At 64.7% G+C, this 26287-nt stretch carries 27 protein-coding genes; 13 read left to right on the plus strand and 14 right to left on the minus strand.

What is annotated here, in order from left to right:
• Positions 1–12: 12 nt before the first annotated feature.
• The 5 genes from flgF to HDC35_RS10060 are packed head-to-tail and all read right to left on the minus strand — an operon-like array spanning position 13 to position 2670.
• Entirely contained in the window at positions 13–756 is a 744-nt protein-coding gene (flgF, locus tag HDC35_RS10040) for a flagellar basal-body rod protein FlgF (RefSeq protein WP_184646210.1), read from the minus strand.
• Positions 757–791: 35 nt separating this feature from the next.
• On the minus strand, positions 792–1619 hold the full coding sequence (locus HDC35_RS10045) for a flagellar hook-basal body complex protein (protein ID WP_184646213.1): 828 nt from the start codon (positions 1617–1619) through the stop codon (positions 792–794).
• A gap of 4 nt (positions 1620–1623) precedes the next feature.
• Positions 1624–1923: a flagellar hook assembly protein FlgD gene (locus HDC35_RS10050; RefSeq protein ID WP_184646215.1), complete on the minus strand. Its 300-nt coding sequence runs from the start codon at positions 1921–1923 to the stop codon at positions 1624–1626.
• A 1-nt stretch (position 1924) separates the two neighbouring features.
• A complete protein-coding gene (gene flgC / locus HDC35_RS10055; RefSeq protein ID WP_184646217.1) occupies positions 1925–2335 on the minus strand; it encodes a flagellar basal body rod protein FlgC in 411 nt (136 codons plus the stop codon).
• Entirely contained in the window at positions 2332–2670 is a 339-nt protein-coding gene (locus HDC35_RS10060) for a flagellar basal body protein (RefSeq protein ID WP_184646219.1), read from the minus strand. The genes flgC and HDC35_RS10060 overlap by 4 nt, the downstream gene beginning before the upstream one ends.
• Before the next feature lie 286 nt (positions 2671–2956).
• Here HDC35_RS10060 and HDC35_RS10065 point away from each other — a divergent pair, with 286 nt between their 5' ends.
• The 6 genes from HDC35_RS10065 to HDC35_RS10090 all read left to right on the plus strand — a co-directional run bounded on the left by HDC35_RS10065 (position 2957) and on the right by HDC35_RS10090 (position 8008).
• Complete coding sequence (locus HDC35_RS10065; RefSeq protein WP_184646221.1) at positions 2957–3466, plus strand: flagella basal body P-ring formation protein FlgA; 510 nt, start codon at positions 2957–2959, stop codon at positions 3464–3466.
• Positions 3467–3655: 189 nt separating this feature from the next.
• Positions 3656–3949: a flagellar biosynthesis anti-sigma factor FlgM gene (flgM, locus tag HDC35_RS10070; RefSeq protein ID WP_184646224.1), complete on the plus strand. Its 294-nt coding sequence runs from the start codon at positions 3656–3658 to the stop codon at positions 3947–3949.
• Positions 3946–4245, plus strand: a complete 300-nt coding sequence (locus tag HDC35_RS10075; protein WP_260397646.1) for a hypothetical protein — start codon at positions 3946–3948, stop codon at positions 4243–4245. The genes flgM and HDC35_RS10075 overlap by 4 nt, the downstream gene beginning before the upstream one ends.
• A 79-nt stretch (positions 4246–4324) precedes the next feature.
• Positions 4325–5152 (plus strand): transglycosylase SLT domain-containing protein, encoded by an 828-nt coding sequence (locus HDC35_RS10080; RefSeq protein ID WP_184646226.1) that lies wholly within the window; start codon positions 4325–4327, stop codon positions 5150–5152.
• Complete coding sequence (gene flhA, locus HDC35_RS10085; RefSeq protein WP_184646229.1) at positions 5149–7272, plus strand: flagellar biosynthesis protein FlhA; 2124 nt, start codon at positions 5149–5151, stop codon at positions 7270–7272. The genes HDC35_RS10080 and flhA overlap by 4 nt, the downstream gene beginning before the upstream one ends.
• Complete coding sequence (locus tag HDC35_RS10090) at positions 7262–8008, plus strand: sigma-70 family RNA polymerase sigma factor (protein WP_184646231.1); 747 nt, start codon at positions 7262–7264, stop codon at positions 8006–8008. The genes flhA and HDC35_RS10090 overlap by 11 nt, the downstream gene beginning before the upstream one ends.
• A 37-nt stretch (positions 8009–8045) precedes the next feature.
• On the opposite strand, the gene HDC35_RS10095 is transcribed toward HDC35_RS10090, so the two are convergent.
• The 7 genes from HDC35_RS10095 to manD all read right to left on the minus strand — a co-directional run bounded on the left by HDC35_RS10095 (position 8046) and on the right by manD (position 12984).
• Positions 8046–8549 carry a MarR family winged helix-turn-helix transcriptional regulator gene (locus HDC35_RS10095; protein WP_184646233.1) on the minus strand — a complete coding sequence of 168 codons (504 nt, stop codon included), beginning with the start codon at positions 8547–8549 and terminating at the stop codon, positions 8046–8048.
• Between the two features lie 28 nt (positions 8550–8577).
• Positions 8578–8991, minus strand: coding sequence for a hypothetical protein (locus tag HDC35_RS10100; RefSeq protein ID WP_184646235.1), 414 nt, complete (start codon positions 8989–8991; stop codon positions 8578–8580).
• A gap of 24 nt (positions 8992–9015) precedes the next feature.
• Positions 9016–9390 carry a hypothetical protein gene (locus tag HDC35_RS10105; RefSeq protein WP_184646238.1) on the minus strand — a complete coding sequence of 125 codons (375 nt, stop codon included), beginning with the start codon at positions 9388–9390 and terminating at the stop codon, positions 9016–9018.
• Positions 9391–9451: 61 nt separating this feature from the next.
• A complete protein-coding gene (locus HDC35_RS10110) occupies positions 9452–9949 on the minus strand; it encodes a response regulator transcription factor (RefSeq protein WP_221438221.1) in 498 nt (165 codons plus the stop codon).
• Positions 9950–10122: 173 nt separating this feature from the next.
• Positions 10123–10848, minus strand: a complete 726-nt coding sequence (locus HDC35_RS10115; RefSeq protein WP_184646241.1) for a FadR/GntR family transcriptional regulator — start codon at positions 10846–10848, stop codon at positions 10123–10125.
• A gap of 13 nt (positions 10849–10861) precedes the next feature.
• A complete protein-coding gene (locus HDC35_RS10120; RefSeq protein WP_184646243.1) occupies positions 10862–11773 on the minus strand; it encodes a DUF4861 family protein in 912 nt (303 codons plus the stop codon).
• Positions 11773–12984, minus strand: a complete 1212-nt coding sequence (gene manD, locus HDC35_RS10125) for a D-mannonate dehydratase ManD (RefSeq protein WP_184646245.1) — start codon at positions 12982–12984, stop codon at positions 11773–11775. The genes HDC35_RS10120 and manD overlap by 1 nt, the downstream gene beginning before the upstream one ends.
• 127 nt (positions 12985–13111) lie before the next feature.
• Here manD and HDC35_RS10130 point away from each other — a divergent pair, with 127 nt between their 5' ends.
• The 4 genes from HDC35_RS10130 to HDC35_RS10145 all read left to right on the plus strand — a co-directional run bounded on the left by HDC35_RS10130 (position 13112) and on the right by HDC35_RS10145 (position 19784).
• On the plus strand, positions 13112–14290 hold the full coding sequence (locus HDC35_RS10130) for a glycoside hydrolase family 105 protein (RefSeq protein WP_184646247.1): 1179 nt from the start codon (positions 13112–13114) through the stop codon (positions 14288–14290).
• A gap of 153 nt (positions 14291–14443) precedes the next feature.
• Positions 14444–17377, plus strand: a complete 2934-nt coding sequence (locus tag HDC35_RS10135) for a TonB-dependent receptor (RefSeq protein ID WP_184646249.1) — start codon at positions 14444–14446, stop codon at positions 17375–17377.
• Positions 17378–17409: 32 nt separating this feature from the next.
• Complete coding sequence (locus HDC35_RS10140; RefSeq protein ID WP_184646251.1) at positions 17410–18624, plus strand: alginate lyase family protein; 1215 nt, start codon at positions 17410–17412, stop codon at positions 18622–18624.
• The gene (locus HDC35_RS10145; RefSeq protein WP_184646253.1) at positions 18621–19784 is read left to right on the plus strand and encodes an alginate lyase family protein; all 1164 of its coding nucleotides are present in this window, start codon (positions 18621–18623) and stop codon (positions 19782–19784) included. The genes HDC35_RS10140 and HDC35_RS10145 overlap by 4 nt, the downstream gene beginning before the upstream one ends.
• A 10-nt stretch (positions 19785–19794) precedes the next feature.
• Here HDC35_RS10145 and HDC35_RS10150 read toward each other — a convergent pair whose 3' ends face one another.
• Both HDC35_RS10150 and HDC35_RS10155 read right to left on the minus strand, forming a co-directional pair.
• Positions 19795–21384 (minus strand): acyl-CoA dehydrogenase family protein, encoded by a 1590-nt coding sequence (locus tag HDC35_RS10150; RefSeq protein ID WP_184646255.1) that lies wholly within the window; start codon positions 21382–21384, stop codon positions 19795–19797.
• Positions 21381–22598, minus strand: coding sequence for a CoA transferase (locus HDC35_RS10155; RefSeq protein WP_184646257.1), 1218 nt, complete (start codon positions 22596–22598; stop codon positions 21381–21383). Before HDC35_RS10155 ends, HDC35_RS10150 begins: the two co-directional genes overlap by 4 nt.
• 427 nt (positions 22599–23025) lie before the next feature.
• Here HDC35_RS10155 and HDC35_RS10160 point away from each other — a divergent pair, with 427 nt between their 5' ends.
• From HDC35_RS10160 to HDC35_RS10170, 3 genes are all read left to right on the plus strand, one after another.
• Positions 23026–23607, plus strand: a complete 582-nt coding sequence (locus HDC35_RS10160; protein ID WP_184646259.1) for an ANTAR domain-containing response regulator — start codon at positions 23026–23028, stop codon at positions 23605–23607.
• Entirely contained in the window at positions 23604–24812 is a 1209-nt protein-coding gene (locus tag HDC35_RS10165) for a CmpA/NrtA family ABC transporter substrate-binding protein (protein WP_184646261.1), read from the plus strand. Before HDC35_RS10160 ends, HDC35_RS10165 begins: the two co-directional genes overlap by 4 nt.
• Positions 24813–25073: 261 nt before the next feature.
• Entirely contained in the window at positions 25074–26285 is a 1212-nt protein-coding gene (locus HDC35_RS10170; protein ID WP_184646263.1) for a NarK/NasA family nitrate transporter, read from the plus strand.
• Positions 26286–26287 lie beyond the last annotated feature (2 nt).

The following is a 26287-nucleotide window of genomic DNA, read 5'->3' on the forward strand; positions in this document are numbered from 1 at the left end:
GTCATATTCTCCTTAACGGGGGAGCTGCATCAGGTTGGCGGTCGCGCTGTCCATGTCGCGCACGTCGCTGACCAGCTTGAGTTGCGTATCCCAGCTGCGGCTCGCTTCGATCATCTCGACGAGCGCGGCGGTTGCGGTGACGTTCGATCCTTCGATCGACCGGGTAAGCAGCCGCGCTTCAGGATCGTCGGGCAATATGCCGCCGCCCTTCACGCGGAACAGGCCGTCGAGCCCCTTGGCAATGTCCGACCCCGTCGGGGTCGCGAGGCGGAGCCGGTCAACCTCCTGCGGATTTTCGGGATCGCCGCCCTGCGGCACGATCCACACGCGGCCTTCCTGGTCGATGCTGATCGCGTCGGCGGGCGGGATCGTGACCGGGCCCTGCGTTCCCTGCACGGGATTGCCGTCGCCGGTGGTGAGGAGGCCGCTCGGCGAAAGCTGCAAATCGCCGCGCCGCGTATAGGCCTCTTCACCGTCCTTCGCCTGCACGACGAGCAAGGCATCGCCCTGCATCGCGATGTCGAGGTCGCGGCCTGTCTGGGTGACCGTACCGGCGCGCATGTCGGCGCCGAGCACTTCCTCCGATGCCATCGCGCGCGCGTCGAGCCCGCCGCTGTCGAGCCACAAAGACTGCGCGTTAGCGATGTCGGCGCGAAAGCCCGGCGTCTGGGCGTTCGCCAGATTGTTGGCGATCGCCGTCTGCCGCGACATGCTGCCTCGCATCGCGGCAAGACTGGTATAGATCAGACGGTCCACAGGAAATCTCCCCGTAAGCGGCGGTCAAGGCCGCGTCAGCGCATGCCGATAATTGTCTGGGTTAGCTGCGACGCGCCCTCGATCGCCTTGGCATTGGCCTGGAAATTGCGCTGAGCAGACATCAGCATTACCAGTTCCTCGGTGATATCGACGTTCGAGCGTTCGAGCGCGCCCGAGCGGACCGCGCCCATTGAACCGCTCGTCGGGCCGTCGATCGTCGGCGGGCCGCTTTCGCCCGTCGACTGCCAGTGCGCATCGCCGGTCGGACGTAAGCCCGACATCGTCGGGAAGGTCGCCATCGCGACCTTGCCGAGCATCTGATCTTCTCCATTGGCAAAGGTCGCGGTGACGAGCCCGTCGAGGCCGATCGACACATTGACCAGCGACGAGGTCGGGTCCGACGGGGCGCCCGTGGGAAGCTGCATGTCGAAGGCGCCGGCGAGCGTATTGTTCGTCACATTGCCGTCGGCATCGACGGGGAGCAGCTGCAATTTCGCGCCTGTCGTGTCGATGACAAAGCCGTCCGGCGTCGGCTCGAACGAGCCGTTGCGCGTATAGGTGATCGCCTCGGTCGGCGGATTGCCCTTCACGATGAACATGCCTTCGCCGACGATCGCCATGTCGAGCGTCTTTTCGCTCGCTTCGTACGACCCTTGCGTGAACTGCTGGGTGATGCCGTTGAGGCGCGTGCCCTGCCCCGCGATCATCTTGGTCGACTGCGTCGGCGACGAGGCGAAGATATCGCCGAACTGCGCCTTGCTGCGCTTGAAGCCGATCGCGCCCGCGTTGGCGATATTGTTCGAAATGACCGACATGTCGGTCTGCGCGCCCTTGAGGCCCGAAAGCGAAGTGTAAAATGACATGGGTTTATCCTTCCTGCGTGGTGGGGGTCGAAGGCTGTGCGGCCTTGATGTCCTGAAGTAGCTGGGTCTGCGCCGCGAGCTGCTCCGAAATCTGTGAAAGTACCGTGTTGGTCTCGCTGATCCCGGCGAGGCTTGAAAATTGCGCCATCTGCGCCACCATCTGCTGGTTATCGACCGGGTTGAACGGATCCTGCTGCGACAGCTGCGCGGTCATCAGGCGCAGAAAGTCGCTCTGGTCCATCTGCTGGCTGGTGCCCTTGGGGTGGATCACGGGATTGTTATTGGTGATGCTGTTGACGCTCATCTTACTGTCCCATCCTCAGGGTTTCGTTGATCAGGCTCTTCGCGGTTTCGAGGACCTGGACATTGTTCTGATACTGGCGCGCGGTCTCGACCATCTCGACCATCTCGGCGGCGCTATCGACTGCGGCCTCCCAGACGTTGCCGTCGGCATCGGCGAGCGGGTTCGACGGATCGTGGCGCTTCGACGGCGCCATTTTCGATGTCGTCACCTGATCGACCGCCACGGTCGCGCGGCCCTGGCCGTCCATCAGGGTGCGAAAGACGGGTTTGAGCGAACGGTATGCGCCGGCCTCGCTGCCAGCAGTCGTTCCCGCGTTGGCAAGATTCGACGCAGTCGCGTTCAGGCGGACGAGTTGAGCCGACATAGCGCGACCGCTGATGTCGAAGACGGAGAAATTGCCGTTCATCGTCATTCGCCCTTCAGCGCGCGCGTCAACGTGTTGACGCGGCCGTTGAGGAACGCGAGGCTCGAACGATAGGCGAGCGCATTTTCGGCATAGGCGGTCTGCTCGGTCGCCATTTCAACGGTGTTACCGTCGAGCGACGCCTGCACCGGCACGCGATACGAAATCGCGCCTTCGGTGGAGGCGCCCTGCTGCGCAAGATCGAGCGCCCTGGCGAAGTCGAGATCGCGCGCCTTGTAATTCGGCGTCGCGGCGTTCGCTATATTCGAGGCGAGCATCATCATCCGCTGGCTGCGCAGCTGGAGCGCCGTTGCGTGCAGGCCAAAGAGCTTCTCGGATGCCATCGTCTCATTCCTTCCCTTGCCCCATCCGGCGGCGGGGCCTTTCGCCGGGATCCGGACCGAGCGGCCACGGATACGCGGAAACACAAAGGTAATATGCAATGGGCGTGCCAATCACTATTTCTCCATTATTTTCAGTATATTAACTGTCACCACAGGCGATATACGAAGACGCTCGTCAAAAAACCGACAAGGATCCGTTCAGCGCGCCTGAACTGCGCGCCAATCCGCGACTGGCACGCTTCCTGCTTTCCTGCGGGCAACCATTTGGACCTAAGGAGATGGAACCTTGTCGCGCAAATTTCTCACAAGCCTCGCCGCGATCGGCGCATGCCTCGCCGTTCCGGCGCCCGCCCATCAGGCAAATGAGGATTGGCAGACGATCGATGTTCTGACCGCCATGGTTGCCAACGCCCTCGGCCGCAATGCCACCCCGATCGACCGGCGCATCAAGCTGGCGCGTTGCCCCGAACAGGCGTCGGTAACCGCCGTCGACGCGCATACGCTCGCCGTCCGCTGCGACTCGCTCGGCTGGCGGTTGCGAGTGCCGATGACCGGCCCGGCCGGCGCCGTGCCCACGGCGGCCAACTTTGCCCGTCCGGCCGCGAGCGCACCGGTGATCCGCCGCGGCGACAATGTTCGCGTGACGATCGAAACCGAAAGCTTCGCGATCAGCTATTCGGCGGTAGCGAACGAGGATGGCCGCGTCGGCGAGACAATCGCGCTTCGTGGCAGCGACGCGAAATCGATGCTGAGCGCCGTCGTGACCGGCGCGGGTCGCGCCCGCATCGCCGACTGATCGCTCGGCTCGACCTCCGCTTTTTCCTGCACCTTACCCACCATTGGCCTCGTGCTCTCGGCTTTCCGGCGGCGCCAGGCCATTCTTTTTCCTTATTGCGGCGATCCGCCTTAATCGCACCAGCTTGCGTCCGTTAAAGCCTTCGTGAACCGCGTCGCCACGTTTCTGACGGCGCCGGATGGAGGCATTATGTCGGGTGACAGCAAGATCGGCCCAATCGGCGGCATCGTCCGCGCGAATCCGCTCCGCGGCGCGGCCGGCAGCCCCGCCGCACGCGCGGCCGCGCCGGTGCATACGGCGCAGGACAGCGTGCCAGCCGCTCGCCTTACCCGCCTGACGGGCAGCTTGGCCAGTGAGCCGCCGCCGATCGACGTCGCCCGCGTCGCGTCGCTGCGTTCGGCAATCGCTAGCGGCAATTATAGCGTCCACCCCGCGATCATCGCGAGCGCCATGCTCGACTTCCACGGCCGCGGCGCCGAATGATGCTCGACGAAGTGCAATCGCGGCTCGACGCGCTCGTCGACGCGCTCGACGGCCATGACGCCGATGCCATCATCGCGGCGACCGAGGAACTGGCTACCGCGGTGATCCTGTTTCGCGGCGCAGGGATTCCCGCGGGCAGCGAACATCGTGCGCAGCTACTGATCGGCAAGACGCTCGGACAGCTCGAAGCCGCCGCGATCCGCGTCAATATCCTCAAGGACTGGACGCGTCAGAGGATTGACAGAAACCATGATATCCGCGGCACACATCGCCGCGGAGCGGCAATAAGTTACTGATAAAAGAGTAATTTAGTCCCATAAACTGCAAGTGGCATGATGATTGCTTCTGGTCTGCTGAACTAGCGGAACCATAACCATGAACGCAATCTACACCCCCCGGGGTTCGACCCACATTGCTGCACCCGTGATGGATGCGGTGCAAAAGGCGTCGGTGCGAACGGGGATCGACTTCGACTATCTGGTCGATGTTGCGCGCGTCGAGAGCGGCTATAATCCAACCGCCAAGGCCCCGACCTCGTCGGCGCGCGGGCTGTATCAATTTACCAAACAGACCTGGCTGGCGACGCTCGACCGGCACGGCGCCGATCACGGCCTCGCCTGGGCCGCCAACGCGATCGGCCGCGACGCATCGGGCCGGCTATCGGTCGCCGACCCCACGCTTCGCCAGCAGATTTTCGACCTGCGCGACGACCCCGCGGCCTCGTCGAACATGGCAGCGGCGCTGACCGGCGACAACCGCGCCTATCTCGAAAGCCGGATCGGCCGCAGCGCCGAGCCGGTCGATCTCTATCTCGCGCATTTCCTCGGGAGCGGCGGTGCCGCCAAGTTCCTGGCCGCGCTCGAGGCCAATCCCGACCAGCCCGGCGCGACGATGATGCCCGAGGCGGCGGCCGCCAACCGCTCGGTCTTCTATGCGGCCAACGGCAGCATGCGCAGCCTTGCCGAGATTCGCGAACGCTTCCGTCTGAAACTCGAGGACGGCGGCACGATCGAAAACATGAAGCCCTTCGCCCCGTCGGGCTGGCACGCACAGGCGAGCAGTTCGAGCGGGTTGGCGGGCGCCGGCGGAGGTCGTCCGCCGCTTCAGATGATGGATATCCAGCCTATGCCGAAAAAGCTCTCGATGGGCTTTGCCGCCGATGCCTATCGTCGGCTTGCCTCGCTCTCCGGCGGCGCCGCATGACCGGGGGCTTCCATATCGGCAACCTCGGCCGCATTGCCGGCGCTTCGGCGCTGCCCGCAGGAATGCTGATCCTCGTCGGGCTGATGGTGATCCCTGTATCGCCGCTGATCCTCGACATCAGCTTCGTCGCAAACATCATGATCAGCCTCTTGATCCTGATGGTGGCGCTGCAGGCGTCGAAGCCGCTTGATTTCTCCGCCTTTCCGACCGTGCTGTTGCTCGCCACCTTGTTCCGCCTCGCGCTGAACGTCGCTTCGACGCGCGTCGTACTCGTCCACGGACACGAAGGTACGGCATCGGCGGGCCATGTGATCGAAGCGTTCGGCCAAGTGCTGATTGGCGGCGACTATATCGTCGGCCTGTTCGTGTTTTTCGTGCTTATGATCATCAACCTGATCGTCATCACCAAGGGCGCGGGCCGCGTGTCCGAGGTGTCGGCGCGCTTCACGCTCGACGCGCTCCCGGGCAAGCAGATGGCGATCGACGCCGACCTCAACGCCGGATTGCTGACCCCCGAAGAAGCCAAGGCGCGCCGCGTCGAAGTCGGGACCGAGGCCGATTTCTACGGTTCGATGGACGGTGCCTCGAAATTCGTAAAGGGCGACGCGGTCGCCGGGCTGCTGATCCTGTTCGTCAACATCGTCGGCGGGCTGATCCTCGGCATCTTCAGCCATGGGCTGAGCTTCTCCGAGGCCGGTAGCACCTATGTCACGCTCGCGATCGGCGATGCGCTCGTCGCGCAGATCCCCGCGCTGCTCCTCTCGATCGCCGCCGCCGCGATCGTCACCCGCGTGTCTTCGCCGTTCGACCTCAGCGGCCAGATCGGCAGCCAATTTTCGTCGCCCGCGATCTGGCTGGCGGTCAGCGGCATCCTGTTCGTTCTCGGCCTGGTCCCAGCCATGCCGCAGATGCTGATCCTGCCCGCCGCCGCGTTGTCCTTTACCATCGGCTGGCAGCTTCGCCGCGCCGCCGCCGCCGTCGCCGCCAAGCCCGAACCGGCTGCTCCCGCCCCCGACCCGTCGCTGATCCAGTGGTCGGACGTCAGCGATGCGAGCGCGTGCCAGCTCGAAATCGGCTATGCGCTCGTCGCCCTCGTGGACGAACGCAAGGGCTCGCCGCTCATGACGCGGATCACGGGTATCCGTCGTCAATTGTCGAAGGAACTCGGCTTCGTGGTACCGCCGGTGAAGGTCACCGACGACCTATCGCTGCCCGGCAACGTCTATCGCATTTCGGTCGCCGGGGTGATCGTCGGCGAGGACGAGGTCTTTCCGAATGAAATGCTCGCGCTCGATTCGGGTGACCTGGTCACCAAGGTAACGGGCCGCGCATGCAAGGATCCGACCTTCGGTCTTGACGCGCTGTGGATTCCGAAAGCCACGCAGAATGACGCGATCGCGGCTGGTTATACCGTCGTAGATCCCGCCACGGTCGTCGCGACGCACCTCAACAACAGCGTCGTCGCCTCTGCCGCCGAACTGTTCGGCATCGACGACGCGCAGGCGCTGCTCGACAATCTCAAGACGCATTACCCGCAGCTCGCCCAGAATCTCAGCCCGCAGGGCTATGCGTTGCCGCGCGTCGCCAGCCTGTGCAAATCGCTGCTTATCGAGCGCGTACCCTTGCGCGATTTCCGCAAGATCGCCGAGGCGATGGTCGCGCTGTCGAGCCAGCAACTCGGCGAGATCGACCTGATCGAAGCAGTACGCCAGCGTATCGGGGCGCTGATTGTTCAGACGATCGTGCCCAGCCGGATGCCACTGCCCGTCGTCACCTTCAGCCCCGAAATCGAGATGCTGTTGAACCAGTCGGTGCGCGCCAACCCCGGCGCCGATTGGCCGTTCGAACACGGCATGGCAATGAAGATTATCGAGCAGGTCGGTCAGGCGGTCGAACCGCTGCTTCTGCAGACGCGCAGCTTTGCGCTGGTTGCCTCACCGATCTGCCGTTCGGCGCTGTCGCGGCTCGTGCGGGCGACCTTCCCCGACGTCGCCGTGATTTCCTACCTCGAAATTCCGGCCACCAAGCAAACCGAGATTGTCGCGACGATCGGCGCCGAAATGCCGCGCCTCGCGAACGGGCCAGAGGCCCATATGGAGGACCAACCGCATGAGAATTGAGCCCGCAGAGCAATTCGCCGGGGTCGCCGGCCGCGCGCCGCGTCCGCATCGCTATGGCGAAAGCGTCGAGGCGCTGGTCGAGGAATATTCGCCGCTGGTTCGCAAGATCGCCTGGCAGGTCTTCTCCCGCGTGTCGCGGACGAGCGAACTCGACGACCTGATCCAGACCGGGCTGATTGCTCTGATCGAGGCCAGCCGTCATTATGAAGAGCGCGGGTTCGCCTTTGCGACCTATGCCACGACGCGCATCCGCGGCGCGATGATCGATCAGCTCCGCCGCGAAGCCGATGTCGGCCGGTCGGCGATGGTTGCTGCGAAACGCCTGGCAGCGACGCGCGGAGCGCTCGAACAGCAGCTTCTGCGCGCGCCGACCGCGGCCGAAATGGCCGAAGCACTGGACATGCAGCCCGAAGAATATTTCGCGCTGGAACGCAACGCGACGCACGGCCGGTCGACGTCCCTCGACGAGCTGACCGACGTCGGAGCCTTTCTGGCGGCGGACGAAAGCATCGACGCCAGCGAGAAATGCGAACAGGATGATCTGATAGGAGCGCTACGCCAGTGCGTCGCGCACCTCTCGGAACGCGAGCAGATGGTGTTACAGCTCTATTTTTTCGAAGAGCTGAACTTGCACGAAATCGGACTGACGCTCGATGTCAGCGCTGCGCGTATCTGTCAGATCAAGCGCGAAGCGATGGCGAAAATCGACCGGATGATACGGAACATGACCGAATAAGTGGTGAGGTCTGGCTGTCGATCAGGCCGCTCGGCGATCAAGCAGCCAGCGGCCGATTGTTTTGCCAGGCGGCGTCGACCTTTTCGAAATAGCTTGCCATGCGTTCGATCCCATTCTCGGTGAGCCGGACGATCGTGCGGCGGCGGTCGCGTTCGTCGATCGACCGCTGAGCAAGGCCGAGCCGTTCGAGCGCGGTAATCATGCGAAGTCCCGACGATAGGGGGACTGCAGCCCCAGTCGCAAGGTCGCTCGCGCTGAGCGAACGGCCGTGGGTGTTCGCCAGCATCAGGTCGAGCATCATGTCCCACACCGGCCCCGACAGCTCGGCGCTGCCAAAATGGCTGCGACGCATTCGCCGTATCTGGATACTAAACGACACCTGATCGAGCAACGCCGACTTGGACGATGCGTCGCCCTGCCCCGCCGAGGCGGGGCGTGGCGCGACCTGCGGTACAGCCTCACCGCGGCTGGCGAGCAGGTCGTGGATCTGGTCCACGCGGGATTTCAGTTCGGCAATTTCTTGGTTCGAAAATTGCTGCATGTGACGATGCCCCCAAGGGAGCCACGCACTAGGCCGCAATATCCTTCTGACGGCTGGACGATCCCGACGCATAGATGATCAGCAACAAGATCGGATAGGATATATAGACTGAAAGGAGCGAATAGGGCCGCGCCAGAATCTCCGAGAACATATATTTCTGGATATGGCCGAAAATGGCGATAAGCTGCCATCCGGTAATCCAGTACGGCCAGAAACTGTGTGTCTTCAGGGCTATGAACCAGAAGCTCAGCAGGACCAGCAAGTCGATGACGAAGATATTCAGTTCAATATCGGTCCAGGTCGGAAAAGGATTTACGGCGCTGGTGAGGATCGAGGCGATCAGAGCGGTGTAGGCCGCCCACCGCTCCAGGGGGCCGCCGCGCTTAATCGCGACGGCCACCGTGATGAGCAGTACGAAATAATAGATCGCCACGGACCACATGTGGCTGTCAACCTTTCCTGACGATCAAGAAGCCTGCGCGAACGGCAAGGCGGCGACGGCGGCGTCCGAATGGTCGTTGCTGCCTGCGTCGAGCTTTGCCGCCGGCTTGACGCCCGCACCGAACATCCGCGTACCGAGGCCAACTTCCTTTTGGGTGACGGTCAGCGCAAGATGCGCGTCGGTGAGAAGCTGGCGGACTTCGCCCGCCGCCGCCAGCGCATGCGCGACCTTTGCCATCGCGTCCTGACCGACGATGGCGGACATATTCGTCTCGCGGCGGGCAGTCGGCAGCGTCGCAGCGAGCTGGGCGATACGGATCATCGCCTCGTCGATAGCGTCTTCGGCCAGATGAAGGTCGGAGGCGATTTTTTTTGCCGCAGAAAGTCGTTGATTCAGCATCTTCTTTTTCCTTGAAAAAGAATGCTACCGGTTTCCCCCCCGCAGCATTCGGTTCGAACATTCAGGTCATCACACGACCGAGTCCGACAAGGATCGAATAGAGGGCGGAAAAAGCCAAAATCGTCGCAAACGCGATCAGGATCGGCCAGATTATCCTTTCCATCAACCCATGCCGGTTGGCCGGCTGGGACGCGGTAGGGAATGGCGAACCGATATCGAAAAGTCGCCGAAACGAACTACGCCCCGGCTCGACATCGTCCGCGGGGGTCAGGTCGCCTAGGTCGATCAGTTGATATGTCAAAGGCTGATAAGGGGTAACATGTTCGAAGACACCGTTAATTGCCAAAATTCGGGCTGCTTCTATTCTGTTGGAAACATTGAGTTTTTTTAGAACTCGTCGCACGCGCTCATCCACCGTGTGCGGGGAAACATTCATCAGGCGTGCGATCTGCTTGGAATTTTTGTGCTCGTAAACATGCCGCAGCGTTTCGATCTGCGCCGCCGACAGCAGGCTCATGTAATTGTCGGGGTCGCCTTGCACGCCGTTGGAATAGAGCATCACGAGTCGAAATCAAGCAGCGGACCTGGTGATTCGCGAACAGGGACCGCCTTCGGAACCTGGAAAAATCTTTGCAGAATAAAGCTGTAGACCATTTTGTGCCGATGCTTGCCAGTCGGCAAAAATTTTTAGGGAGGCGCGTCGATTCGAGGGACACTTAGCTCCCTAAGGCTTTAGCCGGTGGGCACATCGTCGCCGCTTTCCTTGAGCGTGCGATAGCGCAGGATTGATTTTTCGATGTGACGGCGCGACGCGCGACGCGCGGCGGCGGGATCACCCGCCTCGATCGCGGCATAGATCGCCTCATGGTCGCGATTGATCGTGTGCGCGTAGCGCTGGTGCCGGACCGGGTCGTCGCCCTGAAGGTAAAGCCGGCGCGACGGCACGAGCCGCACGCCGAGAAATTGGGTGAAGCGCAGAAAATAGGGATTGCCCGTCGCACTGGCGATCGCGGCATGAAAAGCCGCATCGGCAGCGACCGACGCATCGACGTCGCGGCTTTCCTCCATCGCGGCAAGCGTGCGCCGCAATTGGGCAAGGTCGGCCTCGGTCCGCCGCCGTGCCGCAAGGTCGGCCATTTCGGCCTCGAACCCCATGCGCATTTCTAGCAGCTTCAGCACATCGTCGATTTCGCCGACTTCCTCGGCGGTGACCTGGAAGGCGCGATATTGGGCGCCGTCGGGAACATAGGCACCCGAACCGCGCCGCGACACGAGCAGGCCGCGCGCCGCAAGCCGCGAATAGGCCTCTCGCACGACGGTGCGGCTGACGCCGAACGTCTCGGTGATTTCTTTTTCCGTCGGGAAGCGCGATCCGACGGGCATTTCGCCCGTTTCGATCTGCTCCTCGAAGCGCTGGACCAGATCGCCGGCCAGCGACGCCGCCTTGGTTACCGCCATGGACTAAGCGTTATCATCGCGCTGCGACACTGACTAGGGGTCGGAAGTCGGGGCGCTGCGCATCGACATAGCTATTCCAGGCGTCCTGCGTCGCGAAATCGCCGCCAAGCGCCCATGCTGCGCCGCTATAATAGACAAAAGGACACCCGGGCTGCACGCGAACGAGGATCAGATAATTGTCGGCATCCTCCACAAAGCCCGCAAAAGCGGCGGGATCTACAATCACCGCCGCCGCCATCCGGCCCTTTTCGCCGTCCGCAGGGCCCCACCAGCTCAACCGCCCGGCCGCGCGATCCTTGCGCACCTCGCCCAGCCTACCGCCGCCGATCGGGCGTTTCGAGATGCCGATCCCGACAATCAGTTCGGCATCGCTGCTCGACGCGATGGTCGAGCTCATCCGCGTGAAGTTCGTGCCCGCGGGCAGGGTGAAACGCCGCGTCTCGCGCACCGTGCGCAGTGTGTCGACGGGCCAAGGATCGTAATCGACAGTGAAGTCCGCGACTTCGGCCCCCGATTGCAGGATGCGGGGGCGGACATAGTTGCGCGAGGTCCAGAGCTTGTTGTCGTACCAGATGCCGAGCCCGCCCGTGCCGCGCCCGGTGCCGACATTATAGAAATCGATCCCTTCGCCATGGTCGGCGTGCTGGTCGCCGGTGCGCAGCTGGCGGTCCATGAAAGGCCAGCGCACGCGCTTGCCCCACGCGTCGATCCCCGACGACGAAGGCGGCTCGGCCTTTTCGAGCGCGCGGCCATAGATGCGATGCGCGGTGCGGTCGTTTTCCCACAGGAGGTCGTCAAAGCGATAGTCGGCAATCACGACCGCGGCGCGCGCCTTCTGCTCCTCGGCGGTCGCGGGCCGGAGCGGCTCATGCTCCGCCGCCGCCGGGACAGCCAGAAGGGTGAGCGCCAGAAGGACCGGGCGCATCACCAGCTCCACATCGTCCCATCCTCGAGCCGGTTCACCGGCAGATAGGCACGGGCATAGGGAAAAGTTTCGGCGAGCGCCTCATCGACGTCGACCCCGAGCCCCGACGCGTCGCCCGGATGGAGCATGCCGTCGGCGAAGCGCCAGGCGTGCGGGAAGACGGCGTCAGTCTCGGCCGTGTGGCGCATATATTCCTGGACCCCGAAATTGGGAATCGAAATGCCGAGGTGCAGCGCCGCCGCCATCGTCACCGGCGACAGGTCGGTCGCGCCGTGGCAACCGGTGCGGACCTGATAAAGGTCGGCGAGCGATGCGATCTGGCGCATATGGGTGATGCCGCCCGCGTGGAGCACCGTCGCACGGATATAGTCGATCAGGCGATTCTCGATCAGCGCCTTGCAATCCCAGATCGACGAGAAGATTTCGCCGACCGCGAGCGGCGTGGTCGTATGCTGGCGAATGAGGCGGAACGCGTCCTGATCCTCGGCCGGGGTCGCATCCTCAATCCAGAAGGGCCGATAGGGTTCAAGGTCTTTGCCAAGCCGCGCCGCCTCGATCGGGGTCAGCCGGTGGTGAACATCATGGAGCAGGTGCACCTCCCAGCCGAGCGCATCGCGCGCCGCAGCGAAGAGTTCGGGCACGACGCGCATATATTTCGCCGTCGACCAAACATTCTCGGTCGGCAAATCATTGTCGGCAGGCTCGTAGAAATAGCGATCCTTGCTGACGCCATAGGTCGATGCCATTCCAGGCACGCCGCATTGCAAGCGGATCGCCTTATACCCCTGCCCCTGGTAATCGAGCGCCGCCTCGATCGTATCCTCGATCGTCGCGCCATTCGCATGGCCATAGACCATGCAACCTTCGCGCGCCGCGCCGCCAAGCAGCTGGTACACCGGTAGGCCCGCGATCTTGCCCTTGATGTCCCACAGCGCCATATCGACTGCCGCGATAGCCGCCATCGTCACCGGTCCGCGCCGCCAATAGGCGCCCTTATAGAGAAACTGCCAGATATCTTCGATCCGGTGCGCGTCGCGCCCGATCAGGCAGGGGACGACATGTTCCGAAAGATAGGCCGCGACCGCAAGTTCGCGGCCGTTGAGCGTCGCGTCGCCGACGCCGGTCGTCCCGTCGTCGCACTCGATCTTCAGCGTGGTGAAATTGCGGCCCGGCGAGGTCAATATCACCCGGGCTGACACGATCTTCGGCATTCCATCCCCTCATCGCCATTCGGAACAGTTGTGTGACAACCTTATTGACACCAGCTCCAAAAGGAAAGAGGTATGTCACCGGTGTCAAGGCGAAAAGCCAGGCCTGCTTGAGAGGGAGAGGATAGTCATGTCGCTGAGCCTGTTTTCGTTTCTGATGACCGCTCCCGCAGCGATGGCGCCGCCCGCGCAAGCCGCGATGCCGCAGCCCGCGGCGATCCTCGCCGACACGCGCCGCGTGGCCGAATGGCAGCTCGCGAACCGGACCAATTGGGCGACGATGCCCGCGGCGCGCAAGAGCGTGCAGGAGGTGCGCGACTGGCAGCAGGCTACCTTCTGGGTCGCGCTGACCGAGCTCGCGAATCGCGACAGCGCCTATGCGAAACCGCTGCTCGACCTCGGCCGCGCCGAGAAGTGGCAGATGGGCGACTTGCCCTTTCACGCCGACGACCAGCTGATCGGGCAGGCGTGGCTATGGGCGGCGCAGAATGGCGAGGGCGAGGAGGCGGTTTTGCCGATTCGGGCTTATTTCGACAATGTTCTCTCCAAACGCCCGACGATCGGGCTCGAATTCGTTCCCGTCGCGCCGGGCAAGGGCACGTCGACCTGTACCGATCGGTGGTGCTGGTGCGATGCGCTGTTCATGGCGCCACCGACGATGCTCCGGCTCGCGAAGGCGACGGGCGACAAACGCTACGCCGACTTCGTGCACGAGGAGTGGAAGGCGACGACCGACTATCTGTTCGACCCGTCCGAGCAGCTCTATTTTCGCGACAGCCGCTTTTTCGACATGCGCGACGCCAAGGGGCGCAAGCTGTTCTGGAGCCGCGGCAACGGCTGGGTGATGGGCGGCCTCGTGCGCCTATTGCAGGTGCTCGACAAGACCGATCCGCAGCGCCACTATTATGAGAAATTGTTCAAGGACATGTCGGCTAAGCTCGTGACGCTGCAAAAGGCCGACGGCTATTGGCCCGCGTCGTTGCTCGACCAGGATCAAGGCACGCCCCCCGAGTCGAGCGGCACCGCCTTCTTCACCTATGCCTTCGCATGGGGGGTCGACAACGGCCTGCTCGACCGCGCAACCTATGAGCCAGCCGCGGTGCGCGGCTGGGCCGCACTCGGTCGGGCGGTACAGCCCGACGGTATGCTCGGATGGGTGCAACAGGTGGGCGACCGCCCCGACAGCGTCTCGGCCAAGGAAACGCAGTTTTACGGCAGCGGCGCCTATCTGCTTGCCGGCACCGCGATGTATGATCTGGCGAAGAAGCGCAGCCCCGAAGCGGATGCTATCCGGAAATCAGTCCGATGAGCCGGCTCTTTCGACGAAGCCGGGTCCGGGGCGAGCCATTGACTTAGCCGACGAAGTTTATATTACAACTTTGAAGTTGTAATACATCTTAAAATGACACCGGTATCAATCGGGTCGACATCGCCCAGCAGGGCGGCATGGGAGGGAAAAAATATGAAGTTGTCATCACTCGCGCCGGTTCGCACGTCGCTGCTCGCCTCCGCCGCATTTTTCGTCGCGGCACCCGTTTTCGCGCAAGGCACCTCGGCAGGCGCGCCCGAAAGCGTCGTGCCCGCGGCCACGACCGACGACATCGGCGGCGAGGAAATCCTCGTCACCGGCACGCGCGCGACGCAGCGCAGTTCGATCGAGTTCAAGCGCGCCGCCGATGTCGTCGTCGACGGGCTCGTCAGCGAAGAAATCGGCGCGACCCCCGACAATTCGGTCGGCGATACGCTCGAACGCATCGTCGGCGTGTCGGCCGACCGCTTCAAGGGCAACGCCAACGAACTGTCGGTGCGCGGGCTCGGCCCGACCTTGAGCTTTTCGACCTTCAACGGCCGCGAAGTGTCGACCGCGGGCCCCGACCGTTCGGTCGCCTTCCAGCAATTCCCGTCGGAGCTGGTCAACGGGGTGCTCGTGTACAAGACGCAGCGCGCCGACTTTCTCGAGGGCGGCGTCGGCGGGGTGATCGAGCTTCGTTCGATGAAGCCGCTCGATTACGGCAAGCGGCGCATCCAGTTCGAAGTGCGCGGCGATTTCCAGCCGCAGGACAATGACGTCTACCAGCATGACGGGCTCGGCTATCGCGCCAATTTTTCCTACACCGACCAATATGAAACCGGGCTGGGCGACATCGGCGTGTCGATCGGTTACCAGCGGCAGGACACGAGCGCGCCCGAAGATTATTATAACGGCAATTCGACCTTCCAGCTCTGCAACACCTCGGCCGACAACCCCTGGCAGCTGACCGGCAGCGCCGCAACGCAGGCCGCCGCAGGCGCCAATATCAACTGCGCCTTCGCCGAAGGGCCGCGTACCGCCAGCGGCGTGACCGTCGGCGAGACGATCGGCGATTATTATTTCCCGACCTCGTCGCGCAGCTTTCGCACGCAAAAGACGTCCGAAATCCGCGACGGGCTGATCGGCGCGATCCAGTGGCGTCCGTCACCCGAGTTCGAGATCGCGATCGACGGCCAATATTCGAAACGCCGCAGCCGCGAGGAACGCAATGTGCTGGGCATAACCGAAGGGTTGCGCGGGATCGAGCCACTGGTCATCGGCAACGGCATCAACGGCTATTCGCCCGGCGCGCTGATCAGCTATCGCGGCAATTCGAATATCGAGAACCAGCTCGAAACGCGCCAGCGCAACGAAACCTACAAGGGCGGCGGCCTGGGTCTGGTCTGGACCCCCGATCGCTGGACGGTCAGCTTCGACGGCTCCTATTCGGACAGCCACCGCACCGAGACGCAAAAGGCGACGCGCATGCGGTCGAACCGCCGTCTCGGCTATACGCTCACCTATCTGGACGACGATGTCGTGCCGAATGTCGAGTTCGAGGATTTCGACATCACCGACCACGACCTGTTCCTGACCACTGCGGCCAATTCGGTCTATGCGCGCAACCGCTTCGTCACCGACCGCCGCGACCGGATATGGGCCGGACGGCTCGACATCGAACGCGAGCTCGACGGCTTCATCACCTCGGTCAAGGTCGGCGGCCGCTATTCGGACCACCATCGTACCAACGACAATGCGCGCAACAACGACCTCAACACCCTCGTCGCCATCGACGGCGTCACGCCGGCCGAACTGATCGCGCAGGCGAACCAGAATTGCCGCGTCCCGTTCACCACCAGCAGCTACATGCAGGGCATGGGCACCAACGTCACGCGCTGGGCGACGTTCGACAACGACTGCCTGTTCCGTACCTTCACCGGCGGCGACGATGCGCTGCCCTATCCGGCCGATGGCCGCGACCCGAGCGACATCGACGTCACCGAACGCATCTATGCGCTCTACGGCCTCGCCAATTTCGAATCGCAAGCGGGCAGCGTGCCGTTCAGCGGCAATATCGGGCTGCGCTGGGTCAAGACCGACATTAGCTCGATCGGCTATCGCCAGCCCTATGTGATCACGATCGACACCGCCGGCGACAGCTATAGCGTCGATCCCGATCCGAACGGCGAGCTGCTCACCAACCGCGCCAAGGGCAGCTATAATTATTTCCTGCCGAGCGCGAACATTGCCTTCGACCTGTCGCAGGAGGTCAAGCTGCGCCTTGCCGCCTATCGCGCGATCGCGCGGTCGGGGATCGAAAGCTTCGGCGCGGGCATCCGGCTCAACCCGACCGCGGGGACCGGGCTCGAGAATATCGTTTTCGACGCGACGACGGGCAACCCGAACCTCAAGCCGCTGCGCGCATGGAACGTCGACGCGAGCCTCGAGCTTTACGCGTCACAGGACACTTTGCTCTCGATCGCCGGCTATTATAAATGGGCGAAGGGCACGGTGATCAGCGCCGAGGAGCCGATCCCGACCGACGTCACCATCACGACGATCCGCGACGGCGGCGCGCCGGTGACCGAGACCGTCACCATTTCGCCCGTTGCCCCGACGAACGACAGCGAGACGCGGCATCTGTACGGGGTCGAGGCGACGGCGAGCCACGCCTTCACCTGGCTTCCCGACCCGCTCGACGGGTTCGGCATCCAGGGATCGGTCAACCGCGCTTTCGCCAATTTCGAATATCCCGACACCTCGCCGATCGCCGACTATGTCGATCCCGCCAACCTGATCGGGCTGTCGAAATGGACCGCGAGCGGATCGGTGTGGTTCGAAAAATGGGGTCTCTCGCTCCGCGCCAACCTTCGCTATCGTTCGGGCTATTACAAGCCGAACGGCGGCACCAACCGGGAAATCCGCGGCGGAACCTATCTCAACCTGTCGGCGCAATATAATCTCACCGATCATGTCCAGCTCAAGCTGCAGGCGCTCAACGTCACGAACACCCAGGACATCATGTACAAGGGCGGATACGACAGCATCGCCGAAGTATCGCGCAGCGGTCCGCAATATTTCTTCGGCTTCCGGGTCCGCCTGTGAAGCCAGCACGTTCAGCCCGACTCCCTTGGGCCATGCTGGCCGCCGCCGCATTCTTTCCGTCCGCGGCGGCGGCTTTATCCTCAACGCCGGCCTGTGACACGAGCGAAGGCTATTCGGCCTCCTTCGACGGCCGCCGTACCTTTGCGCTGCGTCCCGCCGATCTCGACGCGATCAAGGCGGCGCTTCCGGACGATCCCGCGACCGGCGCCGCCTATCGCAAGCTGATTGCAGAGGCCGACAAGGCGCTCGCGGCCAAGCCCGCATCGGTGATCGACAAGCGCAGTATCCCCGTGTCGGGCGACCGCCACGACTATGTCAGCCTCGCGCGCTATTGGTGGCCGGACCCCGCCAATCCGAAGGGCGCCTATGTGCGCCGCGACGGCGACACCAATCCCGATATCGAAAGCGATCGCTTCGACCGCGCCGCGCTCGCGCGCATGGCGCGCGACGCCGACACGCTCGCGCTTGCTTATTATTATAGCGACGACCGCAAATATGCCGAAGGCGCGGCGCGCGTCATCCGAACCTGGTTCGTCGATCCCGCGACGCGAATGAACCCGAACATGAATTTCGCGCAGGCGGTGCCCGGCGTGTCGAACGGCCGCGCCGAAGGCGTGCTCGACGGTGCGGGCTTCATCGCGGCGATCGACGCCGCCGGGCTGATCGCGCCGTCGGGCGCGCTGACGCCGGCCGAAATGACCGCGCTCGAAGGCTGGTTTTCGCGCTATGTCGACTGGATGCTGAAAAGCCCCAACGGCAGGGCGGAGGGTAAGGCGTCGAACAACCATGGTCTCTGGTACGACGCGCAGGTCGCGCGCTTCGCATTGTTCGCGCGGCGCCCCGAGGTCGCGCGCCGGATCGTCGCCGCCTTTCCGGCGAAGCGCCTGGCGCGGCAAGTCGATCGCTCGGGCGCCTTGCCCAAGGAACTGACGCGAACGCGCAGCTTCCACTATTCGCTCTATGCGCTCGATGCCGCCTACACGCTGGCCGACAGCGCGGCGTGCCTCGGCATCGATCTTTATCGCGCCGAAGAGGGGGGCCGGTCGCTCCGCAAGGCAACCGATTATGTCGCCGCATATCGCGGCCGCAGTGCCGACTGGCCGTACAAGGAGCAGGGCTGGCCCACCGCGATGCTCGACGGGCTGCTCGTCCGCGCCGACGATGCCTGGGGGCCTGGCGCCTATCCGCGCAATGTTGACGGCGAGCTTTTGCTGCGCCGCCGCGCCATCATCGGGGAAGATCGATGATCGCGCGCCGGACCCTGCTGCTCGCCGCACTGCTCGCGGCACCCGCGGCATGGGCGCGGCCGCAGCCGATCGGACTCGACATTCGCGCGATCGAGCGCCGCCGCCTGATGCCGCAGACCGAAACCCTGCTCGCCACCGAACCGCGCACCATCGCGGCGATACCCGCGCCGCGCAGTCCGGGCGGGCGGCAGGATTATTATTCGGAAGGCGATTATTGGTGGCCCGACCCCGCGAACCCCGGCGGCGCCTATATACGCCGCGACGGCCGTTCGAACCCCGACAAGTTCGACGGCCACCGCGACGCGCTGATCGCCTTCGGGCGCACCGTGCCCGCGCTGGCGGCGCTGTGGGATCTGACCGGCGAGACGCGCTTTGCCGATGCTGCCATACGCCACCTCCACGCATGGTTCGTCGATCCAGGGACGCGAATGAATCCGAACCTCGACCATGCGCAGGCGATCATCGGCGTCAACAGCGGCCGCGCGATCGGAGTGATCGACACGTTGCAGATCGTCGAGGTGGCGCGCGCGGCGGCGCTGTTCGGACGAAAGGACGCGCCGGGCTATGCCGCGATCCGCGCGGGCGTCGAGCGCTGGTTCGCCGACTATCTCGACTGGCTTACGGCCTCACCCTTCGGCATCGAAGAGCGCGACGAGAAGAATAATCATGGCACCTGCTGGCTCTTGCAGACCGCGTCTTTCGCCGCCCTGATCGGCCGCGCCGACATCCTGGCCGATGCCCGCACCCGGCTCCAGACGATCATCGTCCCGACGCAGATCGCCGCCGATGGGCGCCAGCCGCTCGAACTCGCGCGCACCAAGCCCTTTGCCTATTCGCTCTTCAACCTCGACGTGCTCGCCGCGTCGGCGTGGCTGCTCGGCGGCGGCGACCTGGTCGGCTGGCAGACCGCCGACGGACGCTCGATCGCCGGCGCGATCGCATGGATGGCGCCCTATATCGCCAACAAGGCGGCATGGCCGCTGCCGCCCGACGTGGAATATTGGGAGGGTTTTCCGGTGCGCCAGCCGAGCCTGCTCTTCGGCGGCATGGCGGAGCGACGCGGGGACTGGCTGGCACTTTGGCAGCGGCTGGACCCCGATCCGGTTAGCGGCGAGGTCGTGCGCAACTTCCCGGTCCGCCAGCCCCTGCTCTGGATCTAGGGTCAGGACCCTAGTTGCGCCCTTGGACAAGCCCGCGCGCGATTACCTGCGCCTGGATCTCCGCCGCGCCCTCGAAGATATTGAGGATGCGCGCGTCGCAAAGGATGCGGCTGATTTCATATTCCATGGCATAGCCGTTGCCGCCATGGATCTGCAGGCTGGCATCGGCATTCGACCAGGCGGCGCGCGCGCCGAGCAGCTTCGCCATCCCCGCTTCGATATCGCAGCGCTTGCCGCTGTCCTTCGCGCGCGCCGCGGCGTAGCTCAACTCGCGCGCCATGACGAAATCGACGAGGCTCATCGCGAGCTTGTCCGACACGCGCGGGAAAGCGATGATCGCCTTGCCGAACTGCTTGCGGCTCCGTGCATAATCGAGCCCGAGCTCGAGCGCGCGCCGCGCCACGCCCACCGCGCGCGCCGCGGTCTGGATGCGCGCGCCTTCGAAGGTGCGCATGAGTTGCTTGAACCCCTGCCCTTCCGCACCGCCGAGCAGCGCGTCGGCGGGGGCGTGCATCGCATCGAACTGCAACGCATATTCGCGCATCCCGCGATAGCCGAGCACCTCGATCTCGCTGCCGCTCATGCCCGCCGCGGGGAAAGGATCGGTGTCGGTCCCGCGCGGCTTCTGGACGAGCAGCATCGACAGCCCGGCATAGCCCTTCGCATCGGGCACCGTGCGCGCAAGCAACGTCATCAGGTCCGAACGCGCGGCATGGGTGATCCAGTTTTTCGCGCCGTCGATGATCCAATGATCGCCCTCGCGGCGCGCCCTTGTTTGCAGCGAACCAAGGTCCGATCCGACGTCGGGTTCGGTGAACACGGCGGTCGGCAACACCTCGCCGCTGGCGATCCGGGGTAGCCATTCGGCCTTCTGCTTATCGGTGCCGCCCATCGCGATCAGCTCGCCCGCGATCTCCGACCGTGTGCCGAGCGACCCCGTGCCGATCCAGCCGCGCGACAATTCCTCGGTGACGATGCACATGACGAGCTTGCCGAGCCCGAGCCCGCCATAGTCCTCCGGAATGCAAACGCCGAAGGTGCCGAGGTCGGCCATCGCCCGGACGGTGGCGTCGGGGATCAATGCGTTGGCGAGGTGCCAGCCGTGCGCGTGGGGCAGGATTTCGGCATCGGTGAAGCGGCGATATTGTTGGCGGATCGCGTCGAGGTCGGCGTCGTGCAGCGTCTCGCTCGGCCATTGGCCATCGGCGAGCGCGGCGGCGACGTCGGTCCGGATCGCGGCATGGTCGGCGTCGAGCAGATCGGCGCAAGCGCCGGCAAGCGTGCGCGCGGCAGCCGAGAGACCAAGATCGGCGGGGCGGAAGATCTCATTCTGTCCCATCGGCAAGCCGCCGGTAAGCTGGCCGATCGCTTCCGCGAAGGCGAGCGTGGCGATCTTCGCGTCGAGCGGGTTCGAGTCCTCGCCGGACTCGCACCAGCCGAGCGTCGCTTCGAGCGCCGCGACCGTCGTCGCGACCCAGGCAAAGCCGTGCGCCGCGCGCTGCTCGCGATCGATCGGCGCGTGCGTCAGCCGGTCGGCCAGCGCCGCCTGAGCCGCGGCGCGATAGGCCTCGGCCGCTTCGAGCGCGGAGCGAAGGGTCATCGGCCTCCCCCTCCCCCGCTCGCGACGCCGACGATGCCCGCGTCGATCAGGCGGGCGATTTCGCCCGAGGGAAGCGAAAGCCGTTCGCTCAATATCTGCTCGCTGTGCTGGCCGTTGCGCGGCGCCGCCGCAGGCGGGCGGCGGTCTTGCTGCGGCAGGGTCGCGAAGGCGCCCGCGGCGGGATAGGCGAAGCCGCTGGGGTTCTCCGCCTGTCCGAAGATCGGGTTGTCGGCGACAAGCGCAGGGTCGCGCACGGCATCGTGCATCGTGCGATAGGGCGAATGGACGATGCCCCCCGCATCGAAGGCCGCGGCGAGATCGGCATGGTCGCGCGCGCCGATCGCCCGCTCGAACAACGGATAAAGCGCATCGCGATGCTCGAAGCGAAGCCCGTCGTCCCTGGCAAAGGAGACGCCGCGCTCGTTCTCGATCCGTCCGATGGCGTCGCCGAGGTCGAGCGCGGCGATCAGATTGGCCCATTGGCGCGGAGTGACGACGACGACCATCGTCCGCTGCCCGTCGCGCGTCACGAAGTCGCGGCCGAACAGGCCGTAAACGGCGTTGCCGAGCCGCGGGCGGTTCGCGCCCGTGTAAAGCGTCTCGGCGACACCGCCCAGATTGGCGACGGTTCCGATCGCGACATCCGACAACGGAATGCGCACCTCGCCGCCTTCGCCGGTCGCGCTCCGCCGCTGGATCGCCGCGAGCAGGGCAAAGGCGGCGTAAGCACCGGTGAGCAGGTCCCACGCGGGCAGCACATGGTTTACCGGGTCGGGGCCCGCGCCGGTCAGCATCGGATAGCCCACCGAATTGTTGACCGTATAGTCGAGCGCGGGCGAGCCGTCCGCCCAGCCCATGACCCGGATCGTGACAAGGTCGGGCCGTCCTTCGGCGAGGACCGCGTGCGACAGAAATCCCCCCACCGGGAAATTGGTTATGAACTGCCCCGTCGCGCGCACCAGCGCCTGCAACAATTCGCGCCCCTCGGGCCGCCCCAGGTCGAGCGCGACCGATTTTTTCGCGCGGTTCAGATTTTCCCAGTAAAGCGAGTCATTGGCGTCGGTGACGGGCCAGCGTCGGAAATCGGGTCCGCCACCGATCTGATCGACGCGGATCACGTCGGCGCCCATTTGCGCGCAATAGAGCCCGGCGGTCGGGGAGGCGACGAAGGACGAGGCTTCGATCACCGACAGGCCGGCCAGCAGGTCGTACATCCGGCCCCAATCTCCCCGCGAAACCCGTCCCGTGACATCCCGGCCGAACCGACCGGGTCTGCGATCCGGCGGGCCGGACGCGTCTTGCACCCCGCCGTCCACCGTCTCAGTCGCTACTATCAGCCAGCGCCGTTCTGCGCCAGAGCCAGTTGCTTGCTGTCAAGCCACTCTAATTGAACGACAAGATCAGCAACAAACGAGATTGCGGCTTGGCCCGGGGGCCGTTGCGCTCTGCGGCGTCGCCGACAAACCATGGCGCGCCGAGGCGCCGCAGCATGGATGATGATGGTCCCGCCCGATCCAGCGCCTGCCGCCGACAGGTCGCCACTGATCGGAAATTTCAAAAACCCGCCCTCCGACGGCGCCGGACATTCGCCGAACAGAATCCTGCTGGCAGATTTGTGCGCTGCATCGTAAAGGCGCCGTCATGAGGATCGCGATCATCGACACCAGCACGACGCGCGCGGCCATCATTTCCGATGGTCTGCGCGAGGCCGGGCTCGATGATCTGGTGCTGATCGATCCCGCCGGCCCGGTCGTGGCGCAGATCGAAACCGCGAAGCCCGAAGTCATCCTGATCAACCTCGAAAATCCCAGCCGCGACCTGCTGGAGGATTTTTTCGCCATGTCGCGCGCGCTGGCGCGGCCGATCGCGATGTTCGTCGATCAAAGCGACGCCGAAGCGACCGGCGCCGCTATCGATGCCGGCGTGTCCGCCTATGTCGTCGATGGCCTGTCGAAACAGCGGATCAAACCCGTGATCGACCTGGCGATCCGCCGTTTCCAGGCCTTTTCGACGCTCCAGCGCGAACTGCACGAAGCAAGGAATGCGCTCGCCGAACGCGCGACGATCGACCGCGCCAAGGCGATATTGATGAAGCGTCGGCAGGTCGACGAACCCGCCGCCTATGCGCTGCTCCGCGGTCAGGCGATGCGGACCAACCGCCGGATCGGCGAAATCGCCGAAGCCATTGTGACGAGCGAAGCGCTGCTGGGAGATATGGAATGAGCGACAGCTTCCGCATCGGTTTCCTGCCGCTGGTCGACGCCGCGCTCCCCATTTTGGCGCACGAGCTCGGTTTCGCGGCGCGCGAGGGCGTGGCGATCGAGCTTGTGCGCGACATGACCTGGGCGACGGTGCGCGACCGCCTGCTCTATGGTCACACCGACGCCGCGCACATCATCGCACCGCTGGCGATCGCCACCGCGCTCGGCCGCGACCGTCCGCCGGTTGCGATGGCGGTTCCCTTCGTCCTGGGCCTCAACGGCAATGCCGTGACCTTTTCGGTCGCGCTCGCCCGCGCGGTCGGCGTCGGCGATACGCTGGGCGATCCGGTCGCGGTGGGCGCAGGGCTGCGCCGCGTCGCGGCAGCGCGCAAGGCGGCGGGCGAACCGCTGCGCTTCGGTGTCGTTCATCGCTATTCGAGCCATAATTATATGCTGCGCTATTGGCTCGCGGGCGTCGGCATCCATCCCGATGCGGACGTCGAGATCGCCGTGACCAGTCCGCCCTTCGCCGCCGACGCGCTCGCCGCGGGCGAAGTCGACGGCATTTGCGTCGGCGAGCCCTGGAATTCGATCGCGGTCGACCGCGGCGTCGGCCAGATCGCGCTGGCAACCGCGCAGATATGGCGGCGCGGAGTCGAAAAGGTCCTCGCGCTGCGCGAGACGGTCGTCGAAGAACGACGCGGCGCCGTCGAGGCGCTCGTCCGCGCGCTGCACGCCGCGGCCGCCCATTTCGTCACCCCCGAGGCAGCCGAAGAAAGCGCCGACATATTGGCGCGGCCCGAATATCTGGACGCGCCCCGCGAGACGGTGCTGCGCGCGATCACCGATCATATCCGGCTTGTTCCCGGCGGCGAACCGGTTCATTATCCCGACTTCATGTTCCAATATCGCGAAGCCGCGAATTTCCCGTGGCGTAGCCAGGCGGCGTGGCTGTATTCGCAGATGATCCGCTGGGACAGCAATGCCTTCTCCGACGCCGAGGCCGCGACGGCGTCTGCGGTGTTCCGTCCCGACATATATCGCGCGGCGCTGGCGGGAACGGGCGCGCCGCTCCCCGGCGCTTCTTCGAAGCTCGAAGGGGGACTGAACGAGCCGATCGGCGCGGGGTCGGTGCAGGGCCGACTAACCCTCGGCAGCGACCGATTTTTCGATGGCCGCTCCTTCGACCCAGACGATATTCAGTCCTATCTTGCTGGATTGGGGTAATTTTTCCGGCCTCCGAATTTTATGCTGCAACTGCGAAATAACAACTTGCGGCGCCCCGGCGAATCGGGCACCTTAGGGGCACTCGGCAAGGCTGCCGGGGCAGGATAAAGCGGCGACGACTCCAACGAGGGGGTCGAACCGCGAGGCGAACGGGAAGCCTTTTTCCCGATATCCCAACAGGCAATGAAGCCGTCAGGATGCGCCCGCGTGGCCGCCGTCCTGGCGGCTTTTTTATTGCCCGTCACGCAAAGGGGACGGACGATGACGACGGCAAAATCGAATTTCTGGACCAGCGGGCATTGGCCGACGCTGGTCGCTGCCTTTCTCTATTTCGATCTGGCTTTCATGGTGTGGGTAATCCTGGGGCCGCTCGCGCCCGCGATCTCGGAAGATCTCGGCCTGACCCCGGCGCAAAAGGGCCTGATGGTCGCGGTTCCGACGCTGGCAGGCGCTGTGCTTCGCGTCGTCAACGGCCTGCTCGTCGACCGGATCGGCCCGAAGCGGTCGGGCGCGATCAGCCAGCTGGTGGTTATCGGCGGGCTGTTCGCCGCCTGGACGATGGGGGTCTCCAGCTTCGCGGGCACGCTTGCTCTGGGCGTGATCCTCGGCTTTGCAGGCGCGAGCTTCGCGATCGCGCTGCCGCTCGCGAGCCGCTGGTATCCGCCCGAGCATCAGGGCAAGGCGATGGGTCTTGCCGGCATGGGCAATTCGGGCACCGTGCTCGCCGCGCTCTTCGCTCCCGGCCTTGCCAAGCTCTTCGGCTGGAACGCGGTGCTCGGCCTCGCATGCATCCCGCTGACGATCGTCTTTGTCCTCTATCTCTTCATGGCAAAGGACGCACCCAATGCGCCCGCGCCGAAGAAGCTGGTGCATTATTTCGAGCCGCTCAAGACCGCCGACGCTTGGTGGCTGATGGCCTTTTATTCGGTGACCTTCGGCGGCTTCGTCGGGCTCGCCGCCTCGCTCCCCATCTATTTCACCGACCAGTTCGGCCTGACGCCGGTGATGGCGGGCTATTGCACCGCAGCCTGCGTCTTCGCCGGGTCGTTGGTGCGGCCGATAGGCGGCGCGCTCGCCGACCGGATCGGCGGAGTGAAGGCGCTGATGATGGTTTTCGTCTTCGCCGCGCTTGCCCTTGCCGGCGTGCCGCAAGCCGCCACGCTGCCCGCCGCGCTCGGCCTGTTCGTGATCGCGATGCTCGCGCTCGGCACGGGCAACGGCTCGGTGTTCCAGCTCGTGCCGCAACGCTTTGCGAAGGAGATCGGCGTCATGACCGGACTCGTCGGCATGGCGGGCGGCGTCGGCGGTTTCTATCTCGCCTCCTCGCTTGGCTTTGCGAAACAGTGGACCGGCAGCTTCGCGCCGGGCTTCTACATCTTCGCCGGGCTTGCCGTGCTCGCCCTGGTCGCGCTGACGCTGGTCAAGGGCCAATGGCGTCGCACCTGGGGCGCCGCCCAAGGCGTGCGGATCTAATC

Origin of the sequence: Sphingopyxis sp. JAI128 (genome assembly GCF_014207235.1) — a bacterium.
Classification (GTDB): domain Bacteria; phylum Pseudomonadota; class Alphaproteobacteria; order Sphingomonadales; family Sphingomonadaceae; genus Sphingopyxis.

Bases quoted from the DNA above. Each gene is read 5' to 3' on its own strand.
- HDC35_RS10110 (WP_221438221.1), bottom strand. From the start codon at position 9,949: ATGCTCTATTCCAACGGCGTGCAAGGCGACCCCGACAATTACATGAGC.
- HDC35_RS10080 (WP_184646226.1), top strand. From the start codon at position 4,325: ATGAACGCAATCTACACCCCCCGGGGTTCGACCCACATTGCTGCACCC.
- flgM (WP_184646224.1), top strand. From the start codon at position 3,656: ATGTCGGGTGACAGCAAGATCGGCCCAATCGGCGGCATCGTCCGCGCG.
- flgC (WP_184646217.1), bottom strand. From the start codon at position 2,335: ATGACGATGAACGGCAATTTCTCCGTCTTCGACATCAGCGGTCGCGCT.
- HDC35_RS10090 (WP_184646231.1), top strand. From the start codon at position 7,262: ATGAGAATTGAGCCCGCAGAGCAATTCGCCGGGGTCGCCGGCCGCGCG.
- HDC35_RS10115 (WP_184646241.1), bottom strand. From the start codon at position 10,848: ATGGCGGTAACCAAGGCGGCGTCGCTGGCCGGCGATCTGGTCCAGCGC.
- HDC35_RS10160 (WP_184646259.1), top strand. From the start codon at position 23,026: ATGAGGATCGCGATCATCGACACCAGCACGACGCGCGCGGCCATCATT.
- HDC35_RS10130 (WP_184646247.1), top strand. From the start codon at position 13,112: ATGTCGCTGAGCCTGTTTTCGTTTCTGATGACCGCTCCCGCAGCGATG.
- HDC35_RS10145 (WP_184646253.1), top strand. From the start codon at position 18,621: ATGATCGCGCGCCGGACCCTGCTGCTCGCCGCACTGCTCGCGGCACCC.
- HDC35_RS10165 (WP_184646261.1), top strand. From the start codon at position 23,604: ATGAGCGACAGCTTCCGCATCGGTTTCCTGCCGCTGGTCGACGCCGCG.
- flhA (WP_184646229.1), top strand. From the start codon at position 5,149: ATGACCGGGGGCTTCCATATCGGCAACCTCGGCCGCATTGCCGGCGCT.
- HDC35_RS10095 (WP_184646233.1), bottom strand. From the start codon at position 8,549: ATGCAGCAATTTTCGAACCAAGAAATTGCCGAACTGAAATCCCGCGTG.
- HDC35_RS10100 (WP_184646235.1), bottom strand. From the start codon at position 8,991: ATGTGGTCCGTGGCGATCTATTATTTCGTACTGCTCATCACGGTGGCC.
- HDC35_RS10120 (WP_184646243.1), bottom strand. From the start codon at position 11,773: ATGCGCCCGGTCCTTCTGGCGCTCACCCTTCTGGCTGTCCCGGCGGCG.
- HDC35_RS10075 (WP_260397646.1), top strand. From the start codon at position 3,946: ATGATGCTCGACGAAGTGCAATCGCGGCTCGACGCGCTCGTCGACGCG.
- HDC35_RS10135 (WP_184646249.1), top strand. From the start codon at position 14,444: ATGAAGTTGTCATCACTCGCGCCGGTTCGCACGTCGCTGCTCGCCTCC.
- manD (WP_184646245.1), bottom strand. From the start codon at position 12,984: ATGCCGAAGATCGTGTCAGCCCGGGTGATATTGACCTCGCCGGGCCGC.
- HDC35_RS10050 (WP_184646215.1), bottom strand. From the start codon at position 1,923: ATGAGCGTCAACAGCATCACCAATAACAATCCCGTGATCCACCCCAAG.
- HDC35_RS10045 (WP_184646213.1), bottom strand. From the start codon at position 1,619: ATGTCATTTTACACTTCGCTTTCGGGCCTCAAGGGCGCGCAGACCGAC.
- HDC35_RS10155 (WP_184646257.1), bottom strand. From the start codon at position 22,598: ATGTACGACCTGCTGGCCGGCCTGTCGGTGATCGAAGCCTCGTCCTTC.
- HDC35_RS10150 (WP_184646255.1), bottom strand. From the start codon at position 21,384: ATGACCCTTCGCTCCGCGCTCGAAGCGGCCGAGGCCTATCGCGCCGCG.
- HDC35_RS10060 (WP_184646219.1), bottom strand. From the start codon at position 2,670: ATGGCATCCGAGAAGCTCTTTGGCCTGCACGCAACGGCGCTCCAGCTG.
- HDC35_RS10170 (WP_184646263.1), top strand. From the start codon at position 25,074: ATGACGACGGCAAAATCGAATTTCTGGACCAGCGGGCATTGGCCGACG.
- HDC35_RS10105 (WP_184646238.1), bottom strand. From the start codon at position 9,390: ATGCTGAATCAACGACTTTCTGCGGCAAAAAAAATCGCCTCCGACCTT.
- HDC35_RS10140 (WP_184646251.1), top strand. From the start codon at position 17,410: ATGCTGGCCGCCGCCGCATTCTTTCCGTCCGCGGCGGCGGCTTTATCC.